The following is a 14,214-nucleotide window of genomic DNA, read 5'->3' as shown; positions in this document are numbered from 1 at the left end:
CCCAATAACGGCTTCGACTGGAAGGATCTTTCCCCGGGCGGCAGTATAGCCTCCTGATTCAACGGAACGCGTTACGTGGCCACTCCCCTGCCCCAGATCCTGAGCAACCTGCATGCCGCCGCCGAGGCGGCCGGCCGGCCCGATCCGCGCCTGCTGGCCGTGTCCAAGACCCAACCGGCCGAGGCCGTGGCCGCGCTGGCCGCACAGGGCCAGCAGGCCTTCGGCGAGAACTATGTGCAGGAAGCGCTGGCCAAGATGCAGGCACTGCAGCACCTGGCGCTGGAGTGGCACCTGATCGGCCACCTGCAGTCGAACAAGGCCGAGGCGGTGGCCACCCATTTCGACTGGGTGCAGAGCGTGGACCGGCCCAAGCTGGTAACGGCGCTGGCGCGCCATCGCCCGGCCGCACGCGGCCCGCTGAATGTGCTGATCCAGGTCAACATCGACGATGAATCGAGCAAGCACGGCTGTGCACCGGAGGATGTCGAGGGGCTGGCCGCAGCGATTGCCGCCGAGCCCTCGCTGTGCCTGCGTGGCCTGATGGCGATTCCTGCGCCGTGGCCCGAGGTGGAGCGCCGTCGGGATGCGTTCGTGCGCATGCGCACACTTTTCCAGTCGCTGGCCGCCCAGCGCGCGCAGGTCGACACGCTGTCGATGGGCATGAGCAGCGACTACGCCGAAGCCATCGCCGAGGGCGCCACCCTGGTGCGCATCGGCACCGCCCTGTTCGGCGCGCGCGCGCGCCCGGCCTGATTTTCCAAGGAGACTTCCATGGCAGCTGATTCCATCACCTTCATCGGCGGCGGCAACATGGCCCGCAGCCTGATCGCCGGCCTGATCCGCCAGGGCGTGCCCGCCGCGCACATCCATGTGGCCGAACCGGTTGCAGCGCTGCGCGAGTCGCTGGCTGCCGACTTCGGCGTGCAGGTACACGACAACGCCACCGATGCCGGCGCACAAGGCAGCACCTGGCTGCTGGCGGTGAAGCCGCAGGTGCTGCGTGAGGTCTGCCAGTCGCTGCAGGCACTGGCCCAGGCAAACCGGCCGCTGGTGGTGTCGATCGCTGCCGGCATCACCAGCGCACAGCTGGAGCGCTGGCTGGGTGGCAACCTGCCGGTGGTGCGCGCAATGCCCAATACCCCCGCTCTGCTCGGCGCCGGCGTGACCGGCCTGTATGCCACGCCCTCGGTGAATCCGCAGCAGCACGCGCAGGCCGAACAGGTGCTGGCCAGCGCTGGGCGCACGGTGTGGATCGAACGCGAGGCACTGATGGATTCGGTCACCGCCGTGTCTGGCAGCGGGCCGGCCTATGTGTTCCTGCTGGCCGAAGCGATGGAAGCGGCGGGCATTGCCCAGGGCCTGCCGGCCGAGGCCGCGCGCACGCTGGTGGTGCAGACCCTGCTGGGCGCCTCGCGCATGCTGGATGAGGCCGGTGAGAGCCCCGCAGAGCTGCGCCGACGCGTGACGTCACCCAACGGCACTACCCAGGCCGCGATCGAGAGCTTCCAGGCTGGCGGCTTCGAGGCACTGGTGGACAAAGCACTGCGCGCCGCGCAGGTGCGTGGACAGGAATTGTCTGCTGCGAATGATTGATCCCCTGGGGTCAGACCCCTTTGCCGAGGCAAAGGGGTCTGACCCGATCTAACCCGATGATCATTGCCCCAACGTGGTCATGACGAAATCGACGAAGCACTGCAAACGGGGGCGCGGGCGTCGATCGGGCAGGTAGATCAGGTGCATCGGCCGCGGTTCCGGCAGGTAGTCGCGCAGCAGTGGTTTCAACCGCCCTGCCGCGATCTCCGCCGCCAGCAGTGCGGTGGGCTGCAGTACCAGCCCGGCCCCGGCTACGGCGGCTTCGCGCAATGCGAAGCCATCGTTGCTGCTCAGCCGTGCCTCCCAGTCGACCTGTTCGCCGTTGGCCAACTGCCAGCCATGCCCGCCGCGCCAGGCCAGATGGCTCAGGCAGTCGTGCCCCTGCAGGTCATCCGGTGTTCGCGGCGTGCCGCGCCTGCGCAGGTAAGACGGCGCCGCGCACAGGCTCATCGCATACGGCGGCAGCGGCCGCGCCACCACCTCCTGCGATGGCAACGGCCCGACCCGGATCGCCGCGTCGAAGCCATCTTCGATCAGGTCCACGCGGCGGTTGCTCAGGTCCAGCTCGATATTCAACTGCGGCTGCGCGCGCAGCAGGCCGGCCAGCTGCGGCGCCAGCACGCAGCTGCCCCAGGTGGTGGGCGCGCTTATCCGCAACAGGCCACGCGGCTGTACCTGCAGGCCGGCCACATCGGCCTCGGCCTGCTGCACCTGCTCCAGCACCTGCCGGCACCCGGCCAGGTAGGCGCTGCCGGCTTCGGTCAAGCGCTGGCGGCGGGTGTTCCGTTGCAGCAACGCGGTGCCCAGATGTGCTTCCAACTGCTGGATGTACTTGCCCACCATCACCGCCGACACCTGCAGCTGTTCGGCGGCGCCGGCGAAGCTGCCGCGCTCGGCCACTGCCACGAAGGCCTGCATGCAGCGAAGGGCATCCATTGCTAATCCAGAGTTAGGAATCTGCGAATCATACGCCGCTTACCTAACCACGCTGTGACGGCGCAGACTGCGCTCACTCCCACACGCAAGGAACGGCCATGAAGATCCTCCTCGTCGGTGCCAGCGGCACCCTCGGCCAGGCAGTCGCCCGTCAGCTCGGCCAACAGCATCAGATTCTCGCCGCCGGCCGCCGCAGTGGCGAACTGCGTGTGGACCTGACTGACGACGCCAGCGTCGCCGAACTGTTCGCCCGCACCGGTGCAGTCGATGCGGTGATCTCCACCACCGGCTCGGTGCATTTCGGACCGCTGCAGGAGATGACGCCCGAGCAGTTCACTATCGGCCTGCAGGACAAGCTGCTGGGACAGGTGCGGCTGGCACTGGCCGCGCAGCACCACCTCAATGCCGGTGGCTCGATCACCCTGACCAGCGGCATCATCAGCGCGCAGCCGATCCGCGACGGCGTCAACGCCACCGCAGTGAATGCCGCACTGGAAGGCTTCGTGCGCGCCGCCGCACTGGAGCTGCTGCCGCGCGGCCTGCGCATCAACGTGGTCAGCCCGAACGTACTGATCGAATCAATGGCGGCCTACGGCCCCTACTTCCCGGGCTTCGAAGCGGTAAGCGCACAACGCGCCGCACTGGCCTTCCAGCGTGCAGTGGAAGGCATCCAGAGCGGCGAGACGATCACGGTCTGGTAAGAAAAAGGGGACGGAGGGGATCAAGTCGTTTTCGTCCGCCGGGCATGGCCCGGCGCTACCGGGAGCGCGTCCCCTTTTTCATTCCCAGCGCATCGGGCCATCGCCGCGTTCGCCGAGAACGTCGCCAGGGTTGGCCAGGCGGCAATGCTGCAGTGACAGGCAGCCACAGCCGATGCAGCCGGTCAGTTCATCGCGCAGCAGCTGCAGCATGTGGATGCGCTCTTCCAGCTCGGTGCGCCAGCGCGCGGACAGCTTGGCCCAGTCAGCCTTGGTCGGTGCACGGCCTTCAGGCAGGCTCTCGAAGGCGCGGCCGACCGCTTCCAGTGGCATGCCCACCCGCTGCGCAACGCGGATCACCGCCAGCCGGCGCAGCACGTCGCGGCTGTAACGGCGTTGGTTGCCCGAGGTGCGCAGGCTGCTGATCAGCCCCTTGCGCTCGTAGAAATGCAGTGCGGAAACGGCCACGCCACTGCGCTGGGAAACCTCGCCAACGCTGAGTTCCTGGGATGCCATTGCTTGACCTCAACTATAGTTGAGGTGGCATGCTGCTATCTTCGCCGCCCGTTGACAAGCGCGGCCCGCCCCTGACCGGTATGACCCCGACCCTCTCTCCCGCCGACACCCGCCTGCCGGCTGACACATCGATCCTGTCCGCGCGCTACCGCGCCACCACCCTCGGCATGGTCGCGCTGGTCGCGCTGCACGCCTTCGAAGCATTGGCCGTCGCGGCCGCGATGCCCACGGTGGCCGAAGCACTCAGCGGCCTGCGCCTGTATGCGCTGGCCTTCGGTGGCACACTGGCCACCAGCGTGATCGGCATGACCCTGGCCGGACGCTGGGCCGACCGCCAGGGCCCGGCACGGCCGCTGTGGTACGGCCTGGCCTGCTTCGTGCTGGGCCTGCTGCTGGCCGGCTTCGCCGTGCGCATGGGCATGCTGGTGGCCGGGCGCCTGCTGCAGGGCCTGGGTGCGGGCGCGATTTCGGTCTCGCTGTACGTGATGGTCGGCCGCAGCTACCCCGAGCACCTGCGGCCGAAGGTGTTCGCGGCATTCTCGGCGGGCTGGGTGGTGCCCTCGATGGTCGGCCCGGCGCTGAGCGGCCTGATCGTCCAGCATCTCGGCTGGCGCTGGGTGTTCCTGGCGGTGCCGCTGCTGGCAGTCCCTGCTGCCCTGTTGCTGCGGCCTGCGCTGGCGCGCATGCAACCCTCCGCCGACAGCAACGACGACGAGGGGCGCGGCAACGTCGTACGTTGGGCCAGTGGTGCATCGCTGGCGGCGCTGCTGCTGTACTTCGGCGGCCAGCAGCACGGTCCGACCGCCCTGCTCTGCATCAGCGTGGCGATGCTGGCGCAGCTGCTATGCGTGCATCGCCTGCTGCCGGCCGGAACGCTGATCCTGCGCAGGGGCCTGCCCAGCGTGATCGCACTGCGCGGCATCGCCGCCGCCGCATTCTTCGCCTGCGAAGCCTACCTGCCGCTGCTGCTTCAGCGCGAACGCGGGCTCCCGCCCAGCTGGGCCGGCGCGGTGCTCAGCCTCGGCGCACTCGGTTGGTTCGCTGGCTCCTGGCTGCAGGGTCACCAGCAGCGCGGCTGGTCACGCCAGCAGCTGCTGCGCGTCGGCACGGCGATGATGACGGTCGGCATCGCCGCAACGCTTGCGGTGTTGTTCAATGCAGTGCCATTGCCGGTGGCCCTGGTGGGCTGGACGGTCACCGGTTTCGGCATGGGCATGATCTACGCCAGCCTCTCGGTACTCACGCTTTCGCTGTCAGCAGCGCATGAGCAGGGTGCCAACACGTCGGCCCTGCAGCTGAGCGAGGCCCTGTCGGTGACCACCGCGCTGGCGGTCTCCGGTGCGTTGTTCGCGCTGTTCGTGGAAAGCGCGCCGCACACCGGCTACCTGCTGTGCCTGGCGATCACCTTCGGCCTGGCGGTGCTGGCCGCGGTGATCGCGCGGCGGGTGTAGCGTCGCCCGGTTTCGGCAGTGTCGGCCGCTGGCCGGCACCATCACGGGATTCCCGCGTGCGCGGAGAGTGCCGGCCAGCGGCCGGCACTACCGGGTCCCCGTCCCCACGTCATCGATATCCCGGTGCAGGATGCGCCGCACTTCCAGCACCGCTTGCGGGGTCTCCTGCACGCTGTGGCCGGAAATGATCACCTTCTCCGACTGTGCACCCGGCAGGTGCGCACTCCAGTACGGCACCAGTCCGTCATCGGACTTGTCCACCGGCAGCTCCGGCTTGCGCTGGGCGATGATCGAGTGGTACTTCAGTCCCGCTTCGATCGGCAGCTGCGCTGCGGCCTTGACGAACGGATCGCTGGCCTTGAGGTTGTCGATGCTGTTGGGAATCTTCGGCTTGGCCGTGCCATCGACCTGCTGCTCGGCCTGCGCCAGCGCCATGAACACGTCCTCGAACTTGCCGAGAATGGTCAGCGGCAGGCGCACCAGCCGGCCCAGCAGGCGCCCGACCTTGTTGCCGGCGATGTCCGTGCCCTGGTGGGGAGCGGCGATGAAGATCGCACGCTCCACGTTCGGCTGTGCCTTGAAATGCAGCAACGGCCCCAGCTTGTTCTGCACGCGCTTCAGACGCTCGCCCTTCAGGTCATAGTTGGCCAGCAGGTCGTTCCACAGCACGTCACCGGAATCGCTCACCAGCAGCCGCGCGAGCACGCCGCCCATGCTGTGGCCGATGTAGACCATATCCTTCGATGCACGAGTGCTGCCATTGGGATCGAAGTGCTTCAGCGTGTCGTTGAACGCGTTGGCGATCTCGTAGCGGTTCAGCGCGATCGGTGCGTTGGTCGGGTAATAGACCTGCCACACCTGGAACTGCTGGCGCAGCTCGGGGTCGCCCATGATCTCGTTGGCCAGGTTCACCCAGGCTTCCGGGCTGCTGGCCAGGCCGTGCAGCATGAAGATGATGCGGCGGTTCGGGTCCCACGGTTGCATCAGGTAGATGTGTGGCTCGCCGATGCCCTCGCTCATGCCGAACAGGGTGCGCAGTGACTGCCGGGCGAAGCCGCTCTGGGCAAGCCACAGGCCGTAGGCTGCGGTGAAATTGCCGGCCAGCGGCACCTGCTCGCCGTGCAGGGTGATGCGCTCGGTGGCTTCCGGCGAATAGGCATCCAGTTCAACCCGGCGCGTCCGCATCACATCGTCCAGGCTGCTGCCTTCGAAACGCAGCAACGCGGTGACGTTGATCGAGGACATCTCGCTGAACTCGGGCACCGAATCGTCATGCCGGTGGCGACGGCCACGGCGTGCGCCCTCTTCGTCATCCTGCGGTGTCTCGGCCTTCGGGCCCTCAGGCGCGATCACCGGTGCGACCAGCTTCGGCGGGTCCATCACCATCACCAGCTCGGCACCGAAGCCATCACGGCGATAAGTACTGCGCAGCCCGACGAAGCTGACCGTGCCGGCCGGCACCAGCTGTGCGGGAATGCTCTTCAGGTTCAGCTGCTGGTAGTTGGAGGCCAGCGACCAGCTGCCAACCGCGATCGGCTTCGTGTAGTCCTCGCCAGCCAACGCAGCGGCGCGCGCGCGGACGAACAGCACCACCGCTGCCTTCTCGGCGGCGTAGTTGTAGTAGTCGCGCACCTGTGTCTGCCGGTCCTCGAAGGCACGGTCGGACGGCGATCGGCCGCTGTAGAACAGGTAGGCATAGGCGTAGCGCGCGGCTTCCAGCCAGGCGTCCAGCGCTGCGTCGCTCATCGGCGGATCACCGGCTGCGGTCTTCTTCGGCGTCAGCGCCAGCGCGGCCTTCACCCACAGTTCGGACAGCGCCGACAGCCGCTGCTCGACATTGAGATCGTCGGTCATCAGCAGCGTGCTGCGGCAGACCAGGAAGTCCTTCTCGCACTGCGATTCGTCCAGGCCTGCCGCGCTGAGCGTCTCGCGCGCGGCGGGGCTGAGCTTGCCGGTATTGAGCACGTCGGCACGCTTGTTGACCAGCGAATCGCTGGATTTGACCTGCTTGACGGTGACCATCGCGCAACCGCTGCTGCCCAGCAGCAGGAAGGCGGCGAACAACACCGGCAGCGCACGCTGCCAGCGGATCAGGAGGAGTCGAGTCATTACTGCGGGTCCTGCTCGGTGCCAGGCACGCCCTGGCGGATCACGGTGGAGAAGTGTTTGCCGCTGCCCAGGTCCAACGCACGCTGGGTGATGCGGCCCTTGTCGTGCAGCTCGGCGTACGGCACACCCGGGGTCAACGCACCCACTTCCTGTGCGTACTCGGCCAGGTACCCGGACAGCAGCAGGCGGTAGTCCAGCGGCAGGCGCGGCGCGATATGGCGGGCCAGGTCGAAGACGATGGTGGTGCAGTTGCTGGTGAGCGTGTTGTAGAAGCCCGGCTTGGCATCCAGTTCGCGTGCCTGTGCGATGTACGCGGCAAACAGCTCCTTCAACTGCGCGCGGTCCATGCCATGCAGGCGGTACAGGTAGACGTCCTCACCGCGCGCATTGGTGCGGGTGCGGATGATGTCGGTTTCCTCCGCGGCCACCAGGGTCATCTCGAACCTGCGGAAGAAGCCGCCCAGTGCCGAGAACGATTCGCCGCGCTCCTTGCGGATCTCCAGCGAGAACACCACTTGGCGCCCATCCTCGAAGCCAAACGAGATGAGGGTGTGGGCGATCGCCGGGCCCATCCAGTACGACAGCACCAGGTCGGCCGAGCGCAGCTGGTCAAGATCGTACGCGCGGCGCACCCAGTGCGCGTCGTAGTCGGTTTCGCTGCGCCAGGTGAAATCACGCACGCTGTCGAACACCACGTGGCGCCCGTCGAAGGACACCACATGCAGGCGCTGGGCCACGTCGTCGGCCCATACGCGGTCCTGGCGCGGGGTCAGCAGCAGCCACCAGAGGCCAGCCAGCGCCAGCGAAGCGCCGAACGCCAGGCCCAGGCGACGGCTGCTGCGGCCACGCGCGACCCGCCACGAGGCCCACAGCGCAGCCAGCAGCCACAGCACGGCAATACCGTTCGCCAGCCAGCCCGGCCCGGGCATCTGGTAAGCCAGCAGCCCGGTCACCCACAACGCTGCCAGCGCCATGGCACTTCCTGTCATCCAACGTCCTGCGGCTCTCACTGGCATCCTGTCGCGGTCCCGAAGCCGCATAGTTAGCCACAAGCGGGTTCACCGTGGCATCTACGGCCCGTTCAGGCACGCCGGCGCACCGTCTGCGGCGGCCCCGCGGCCAGATGAATCACACAGGAGCAACGATGGGCATCACTTCCGTGGCCGGCGTTCCGGTCCAACCCCGGCACCGCGCAACCTGTCACTGCGGCACGGTCGAGCTGCTGCTGGACCTGCCGGACGGGATCGTCGATCCCCGCCGCTGCGACTGCTCGATGTGCCGCCGCCGTGGCGCCATCGCCGCCAGCGTCCCCCGTCAGGGCCTGCAGGTGGTGCGCGGGCAGCATCACCTGCAGAAGTACCAGTTCAACACCCATGTGGCGGAGCACTACTTCTGCGGCGTGTGCGGCATCTACACCCATCACCGGCGCCGCTCCAACCCGGACGAGTACGGCTACAACGTGGCCTGCCTGGAAGGCATCGACCCGTTCGCGCTGGGGGTCATTCCGGTCAGCGACGGGATCAATCACCCGTCAGACCGCAGCGACTAGTGGCGCGTGCGCCGCGGCGGCGTGGCGATCTTCTGCCAGGGCGCCATGCCGCTGCGCCCCGCCCGCGCGGGTCGTTTCAGCCAAGGCCGGCGTGGCGGCGCCTGCGGCGCATCCGCGACTGGGGGAGGAAGCGGTCGACGGCTGGGCCAGAGATGGTCGAGCAGCCACATGGCGGGTCTCCGTGGGGGACGGGGACGATCGACATTAGACCTGGGTGGGCATGGGCGGTGTGAGCGGAAGACGACAACGGGATGACGGCGGAGGGGGCGATGAGCCTGCTACGCCGTATGCTCGGCCAACATGCCTTTGCGTTTCCGCAGCAACAGGTGCAACAACACAGCACACACAGCCGTCAGCAGCGCCAGTACACGCAGCAGTGTTGCCAGCGCCTTGGCGCTGACCTGCTGCAGCTGCTCAGCGCTCATCGCCGGCAGCAGTGCCGCCGCCTGGTCGCGGGACCCGCTCGCCAGATAGGCACCGGCACGCGCCAACGACGCGGGCGATGCCCCATGCAGCTGCTGGTCGACCACCATCGCCAGCAGCGCCGTCACTGCGGCCAGGGCGATACCTTCGCCTGCTACCCGCACGGTTCCGAAGATGCCGGCGGCCATGCCCGCACGCTGTACAGGCACCACGCTCACCGACAGCCCATCCATCAGCCCCCACGGCAAGGCCGTGCCTGCACCGACCCACATCAGCAACGGCACCCACTGCGAGGGCGACGGATGCGTCGCATGGCGCGACAGCAGGTACAGGCCAGAGGCGCACACCAGCAGCCCCAGCGTGCACAGCCGTGCGCTTCCAACGCGCTCCGCCCAACGCGCGGCCAGCATCGGCAGCATCAGCATCGGCGCGGACAGCGCCAGCATCTGCAGTCCCACCAGCGTCGTGCTCTGGCCATGCACGCCCAGCAGTTGCAGAGGCAACACGACCAGCAGCACCACGTAGCCCAGGCAGGTCGCCACCGGCAGCAGCTGGACGCCGAGAAACGCCGGTTGCCAGAACAGTGAGAGGTCCAGCAACGGGGAAGGATGCAGCCGTTCGGTACAGACGAACGCGCCGCCCAACAGCAGCGTCGCCAACAGCGCCAGCTGCACGCGACCGGCGTGCAGGCCGTACTCTCCCAGCCACAGCAGGGCCAGGGTCAATGCCGCCAGCATCAGGCTGAAGCCCAGCATGCCGGCGATGTCCAGCCGTCCGCGCTCGCCCCGGCTTTCGGGCAACGCGCGCGCGGCCAGGGCGAACGCCGCCAACGTCAGCACACCGCCCGCAGCGAACACGCTGCGCCAGCCCAGCGCCTGCAGCAGCAGGCCCGCGAGCAGCGGCCCCAGCGCCAAGCCCGCACCGAATGTCGTGCCCAGCAGGGCGAAGACACGGGCACGCCTCGGTCCCTGCCAGCCCTGCGCCAGCGCAGCGGTGCCCGAGGCCAGCGCTGCGGCGGCGGCCACGCCCTGCAGGCCGCGCGCAAGATCCAGCCACAGCAGCGTAGGCGCCAGGCATACAGCGGCCGTCGCGACGGTGAAGCCGGCCGTGCCCAGCAGGAACATCCGCCGTCGGCCATGGCGATCAGCCAGGCCACCGGCAGCGAGCAGCAGGCTGCCGAAGGTGAGCATGAAGGCGTTGGTCACCCAGGCCAGCGCAGTGGGCGATGCCACTGCGGAGCGGGCCAGCACCGGCACCGCGACGGCACCGGCGGTGAAGGACAACGGCAGCGCCAGCGCGGCCAGGCAAACCGCAAGCAGCGTCCAGCGTTGCGGCGTCTGGGCAGGTACAGGGAACGTCGAATCCGGGGCCATGCGGGCCTCCTTCCATCAGGGGCATTGATGATGAGCGGGCCGTTATTCCTGAAAAACAGGCTCTATGGACGTTGATTGCGGCCATATGTTCCGCAATCATGTCGGTCATGGACTCCATCTCTGCTCTGCTCGCCTTCGTCCGAACCGCAGAGGCGGGCAGCATCGTCGGCGCCGCCCGCGTACTCGGCCTGTCCGCCTCGGCGGTAGGCAAGCGCATCGCCCGCCTTGAACAGAACCTGGGCACCCGTTTGTTCCAGCGCACCACCCGCCGCGTGCACCTCACCGACGAAGGCGAACTGCTGCTGCAGCGCTGCCGCCGCGCACTGGATGAACTTTCCGAAGCGCAGGCGGACCTGGCGCAACGACAGCACGCTCCAAGTGGGCTGCTGCGCATCGGCCTGCCCACCATCGGCTACCGCTTCCTGCTGCCGGTGTTGCCCGGCTTCCAGCAACGCTATCCGCAGGTGCAATTGGAACTGGAGTTCAATGACCGCATCGTCGATGTGGTCAGCGAAGGGCTGGACGCGGTGATACGCAGCGGCGAGCTGGCCGATTCCAGCCTGACCGCACGGCGACTGGGCGACTTTCGTTTCATCCTCTGTGCGGCACCGGGGTATCTGAAGGCGCACGGCATTCCCGGCGATGTAGGCGACCTGCGCCTGCACACCGCGCTGCGCTTCCGTTACCCCACCACCGGAAAACTGCATCCGTGGCAGCTGCCGGGCATCGAAGGCGACGCCGGGGCGCGCCTTTCCACGGCGATGACCTGCAACAACATGGAAGCCGTGCTGGCCGCTGCGATCGGTTGCATGGGCCTGGCCTGGATGCCCGACTTCCTCGCCGCCGACGCGCTGGCCGACGGCCGCCTGCAACAGGTGTTGCCCACACTACCTACGCGCCAGGGCCAGTTCTCGCTGCTATGGCCCGGTGGGCGCCATCCCAGTGCACGCCTGCGGGTGTTCATCGACTATGCCGTCGCGAACCTGTTCCAGAACGCCTCATAAAAAGGGGACGGAGGGGATTAAGTCGTAATCGGCCCTACTGTGCCCGAAACGACTTAATCCCCTCCGTCGCCTTTCTCCCTGGGCGCTGGCGCTGCGTTGAGCTGGTAATGCGCGACCAGCGCATCCACCACCGCGCGCACGCCCGGCAACTGTCCACGACGATGCGGCAGCAGCACGCTGGTGGTCACTTCGCCGGCATGCCACGCCGGCAGGACCTGCTGCAGGCGGCCGGCCGCAATCGCTGCGGCACACAGGCTGTGCGGCAACACCGTGATGCCAAGGCCCGCTTCGGCCGCCGCGACCAGAAGCTGCGACTCATTGCCGACCAGCGCCACCTGCGGTTCCACCTGCACGGTGCGGGCGTCGGTGCCGTGCAGTGTCCAGCGCGTTGCGTGGCGCGCCGTCAGCAGGCCGGCATGCGCGCTTAGCTGCTCGGGCGTATCCACTGCTGGCGCGCCTGCCAGATAGCCAGGCGACGCCACCAGCACGATGCGTTCTCTACTCAGCGAGCGCTGCACCAGACCGGAATCCGGCAGCGGACCGAAGTGGCTGCGCAAGGCAATGTCGATGCCTTCCTGCGCCAGGTCGACGAAACGATCACTCACTTCAACTTCGATGCGCAGCCGCGGATAGCGGCGGGCCAACGGGGGCAGGCACACGGCGAGCTCGCCCTGCACCACCGGAATCGAAGCGCTGATGCGCACGGTGCCACTCGGTTCGGCCTGGCGGTCACGGACGATGGCCTCGGCGGACTCCACCTCGGACAACGCCGCGCGTGCGCGATCAAAGAACGCCTGGCCGACTTCGGTCAGCGCGAAGCGCCGCGAACTGCGTTGCAGCAGCCGTACCTCGAGGTGTTCTTCCAGCAGCGCCACGCGCTTGCTCAACGTCGAGCGCGGCAGGCCCAGATGGCGTCCGCCTGCTGCAAAACCGCCCTGCTCCACTGCGGCCACGAACAGGGCCAGATCGTTGAGGTTGAGCATGCGCAACGTCCACAGGTATGGACTTCAGGATGCCATTCGAACCGCTTCCGGGGCAATGTCCACGCAGGCACGCTTTCCTCACCCGCCGCATCGCGGCTTGAACCGGAAACCTGCCATGACCCCTGTCCTCTTCTACGGCGTGCCCTCGGGCTGCTCGTTCGGCTCCATCGTTGCGCTGGAATGGCTGCGCCAGCCGTATCACCTGTGCCGTATCGACATGCCCGGCCAGGTGCAGGGCGAAGACTATCGCCGCCTCAATCCACTGGGCGAAACCCCCACTCTGCGCACCGCGCAGGGCGAACTGCTCAGCGAGAGCCTGGCCATCCTCAACCACCTGGCCGCCCAGGGCGTCGCGCAGGGGCTGGGCTTCGCACAGGGCACCTCCGGCTTCGACCGCCTCAACCACCGGCTGGCCTATCTCAACACCAGCTTCTTCGGTGCCTACGCCCCGCTCTGGCACGCGCTGGAACACGCCGAGGGCGATGACGGCAAGGCGCTGCGTGCCTATGGCACCACCAAGGTGCGCCAGGCCCACCAGGCGCTGGAGCAGATGCTCAGCACAGGCCCGTGGCTGCTGGGCGAGCAGCGCAGCTTCGCCGACGCCTACTTCGTCGGCATCGCCCGCTGGAACGATTACCACCAGGTGGTCGACCGCCGCGAGTTCCCCAGGGTGCAGCAGCTGTTCGAGCGCCTGCAGGACGACGCCGGCGTGCAGTTCGCCCACGCCGTCGAAGCACAGCGGCCGGCTACCAGCAGCGGTGGCTTCCTCGGCGAGGTGCGGCTGGAAGACGTGCTTGAGGCCGCGGCGGCCTGAGTCCTGCCCTGCCTGTGCGGCAGCGGCGCGCAATGCCTCTTGCGCGCCGCGCTACGGTGGTATGTCCCCTGCTGCAGGAATCCGCGCATGTCCACGTTCTCCGATCCGCAGGCGGTGGCCCGCTATGCCGAAGCACCGCTGCGCCAGGTGCCCGGTTTCCTCGCCCTGCAGCAGATGAGCCGCCTGCTGCTGGCCGAACGCGTTCCCGCGCAGGGCCGCGTGCTGGTACTCGGTGCCGGGGGTGGGCTGGAGCTGAAGGCCTTTGCCGAGGCGCAACCGGGCTGGCAGCTGCTGGGCGTGGATCCGGCCGCGCCGATGCTCGCGCTGGCCGAGCAGACACTGGGCCCGTTGAACGCACGCGTTGAGCTGCTGGAAGGCTACATCGACGATGCCCCGGACGTGCGCTTCGATGGTGCCAGCTGCCTGCTGACCCTGCACTTCCTCGATGCCGCGCAGCGCCTGCACACGCTGCGCGAGCTGCACAGGCGCCTGCAGCCCGGCGCGCCGCTGGTGGTGGCCCACCACAGCGTGCCGCAGGATCCGGACGGCAAGCTGCGCTGGTTGCAGCGCTACGCCGCGTTCGCCGAAGCCTCGGGTGTTGCCCACGCCGATGCACAGCGCGCGATCGACGCCATTGCCGAGCGACTGCCACTGCTGGCGCCCGAACAGGAAGTGGCGCTGCTGCAGGAGGCCGGCTTCGACCGCGTGGAGCTGTTCTATGCAGGCTTCAGCTTCAGGGGCTGGGTGGCGTACGCCGGGTGAAGC

General features: G+C 68.1%; 13 protein-coding genes and 1 pseudogene. 8 read left to right on the top strand and 6 right to left on the bottom strand.

The genetic code is table 11. The features are described 5' to 3' along the window. Nucleotides 1-75 precede the first annotated feature (75 nt). Together A7X97_RS04420 and proC are read left to right on the top strand one after the other, a co-directional pair. Nucleotides 76-753, top strand: coding sequence for a YggS family pyridoxal phosphate-dependent enzyme (locus A7X97_RS04420; RefSeq protein WP_005415538.1), 678 nt, complete (start codon nt 76-78; stop codon nt 751-753). 18 nt (nt 754-771) lie between these two features. After that, nucleotides 772-1,593, top strand: coding sequence for a pyrroline-5-carboxylate reductase (proC, locus tag A7X97_RS04415; RefSeq protein WP_072168207.1), 822 nt, complete (start codon nt 772-774; stop codon nt 1,591-1,593). Nucleotides 1,594-1,653: 60 nt separating this feature from the next. Here proC and A7X97_RS04410 read toward each other — a convergent pair whose 3' ends face one another. After that, on the bottom strand, nt 1,654-2,529 hold the full coding sequence (locus A7X97_RS04410; protein WP_072168208.1) for a LysR family transcriptional regulator: 876 nt from the start codon (nt 2,527-2,529) through the stop codon (nt 1,654-1,656). Nucleotides 2,530-2,627: 98 nt separating this feature from the next. On the opposite strand from A7X97_RS04410, the gene A7X97_RS04405 reads away from it, so the two are divergent. After that, the gene (locus A7X97_RS04405) at nt 2,628-3,230 is read left to right on the top strand and encodes a short chain dehydrogenase (protein ID WP_072168209.1); all 603 of its coding nucleotides are present in this window, start codon (nt 2,628-2,630) and stop codon (nt 3,228-3,230) included. 78 nt (nt 3,231-3,308) lie between these two features. Here the strand turns inward: A7X97_RS04405 and soxR are convergent, their stop codons facing one another. Beyond that, nucleotides 3,309-3,743, bottom strand: a complete 435-nt coding sequence (gene soxR, locus A7X97_RS04400) for a redox-sensitive transcriptional activator SoxR (RefSeq protein WP_005415534.1) — start codon at nt 3,741-3,743, stop codon at nt 3,309-3,311. Between the two features lie 29 nt (nt 3,744-3,772). Here soxR and A7X97_RS04395 point away from each other — a divergent pair, with 29 nt between their 5' ends. Next, nucleotides 3,773-5,194, top strand: coding sequence for an MFS transporter (locus tag A7X97_RS04395; protein WP_111007637.1), 1,422 nt, complete (start codon nt 3,773-3,775; stop codon nt 5,192-5,194). An 87-nt stretch (nt 5,195-5,281) separates the two neighbouring features. Here the strand turns inward: A7X97_RS04395 and A7X97_RS04390 are convergent, their stop codons facing one another. Both A7X97_RS04390 and A7X97_RS04385 read right to left on the bottom strand, forming a co-directional pair. Beyond that, entirely contained in the window at nt 5,282-7,303 is a 2,022-nt protein-coding gene (locus tag A7X97_RS04390) for an esterase/lipase family protein (RefSeq protein ID WP_072168211.1), read from the bottom strand. Beyond that, nucleotides 7,303-8,277: an Lnb N-terminal periplasmic domain-containing protein gene (locus tag A7X97_RS04385; RefSeq protein ID WP_111007636.1), complete on the bottom strand. Its 975-nt coding sequence runs from the start codon at nt 8,275-8,277 to the stop codon at nt 7,303-7,305. The genes A7X97_RS04390 and A7X97_RS04385 overlap by 1 nt, the downstream gene beginning before the upstream one ends. A 170-nt stretch (nt 8,278-8,447) precedes the next feature. Between A7X97_RS04385 and A7X97_RS04380 the strand changes: the two genes are divergently transcribed. Next, the gene (locus A7X97_RS04380; RefSeq protein ID WP_072168213.1) at nt 8,448-8,852 is read left to right on the top strand and encodes a GFA family protein; all 405 of its coding nucleotides are present in this window, start codon (nt 8,448-8,450) and stop codon (nt 8,850-8,852) included. Nucleotides 8,853-9,130: 278 nt separating this feature from the next. Here A7X97_RS04380 and A7X97_RS04375 read toward each other — a convergent pair whose 3' ends face one another. Continuing rightward, nucleotides 9,131-10,648 carry an MFS transporter gene (locus A7X97_RS04375; protein ID WP_088497794.1) on the bottom strand — a complete coding sequence of 506 codons (1,518 nt, stop codon included), beginning with the start codon at nt 10,646-10,648 and terminating at the stop codon, nt 9,131-9,133. A gap of 107 nt (nt 10,649-10,755) precedes the next feature. Between A7X97_RS04375 and A7X97_RS04370 the strand changes: the two are divergent. Beyond that, nucleotides 10,756-11,680, top strand: a pseudogene (locus A7X97_RS04370) (LysR family transcriptional regulator). 25 nt (nt 11,681-11,705) lie between these two features. Here A7X97_RS04370 and A7X97_RS04365 read toward each other — a convergent pair. After that, nucleotides 11,706-12,635 (bottom strand): LysR substrate-binding domain-containing protein, encoded by a 930-nt coding sequence (locus A7X97_RS04365; RefSeq protein WP_111007635.1) that lies wholly within the window; start codon nt 12,633-12,635, stop codon nt 11,706-11,708. Between the two features lie 115 nt (nt 12,636-12,750). Between A7X97_RS04365 and A7X97_RS04360 the strand changes: the two genes are divergently transcribed. Then, nucleotides 12,751-13,449 carry a glutathione S-transferase family protein gene (locus A7X97_RS04360; RefSeq protein ID WP_111007634.1) on the top strand — a complete coding sequence of 233 codons (699 nt, stop codon included), beginning with the start codon at nt 12,751-12,753 and terminating at the stop codon, nt 13,447-13,449. An 87-nt stretch (nt 13,450-13,536) separates the two neighbouring features. Then, nucleotides 13,537-14,211, top strand: a complete 675-nt coding sequence (locus tag A7X97_RS04355; protein WP_111007633.1) for a class I SAM-dependent methyltransferase — start codon at nt 13,537-13,539, stop codon at nt 14,209-14,211. The last annotated feature ends 3 nt before the right edge of the window (nt 14,212-14,214 follow it).

Origin of the sequence: Stenotrophomonas sepilia, assembly GCF_003244875.1 — a bacterium.
In the GTDB taxonomy this organism is placed as follows: domain Bacteria; phylum Pseudomonadota; class Gammaproteobacteria; order Xanthomonadales; family Xanthomonadaceae; genus Stenotrophomonas; species Stenotrophomonas sepilia.
Note: the sequence above shows the minus strand (reverse complement) of the source record. Positions and strands in the feature narration are given on the sequence as shown.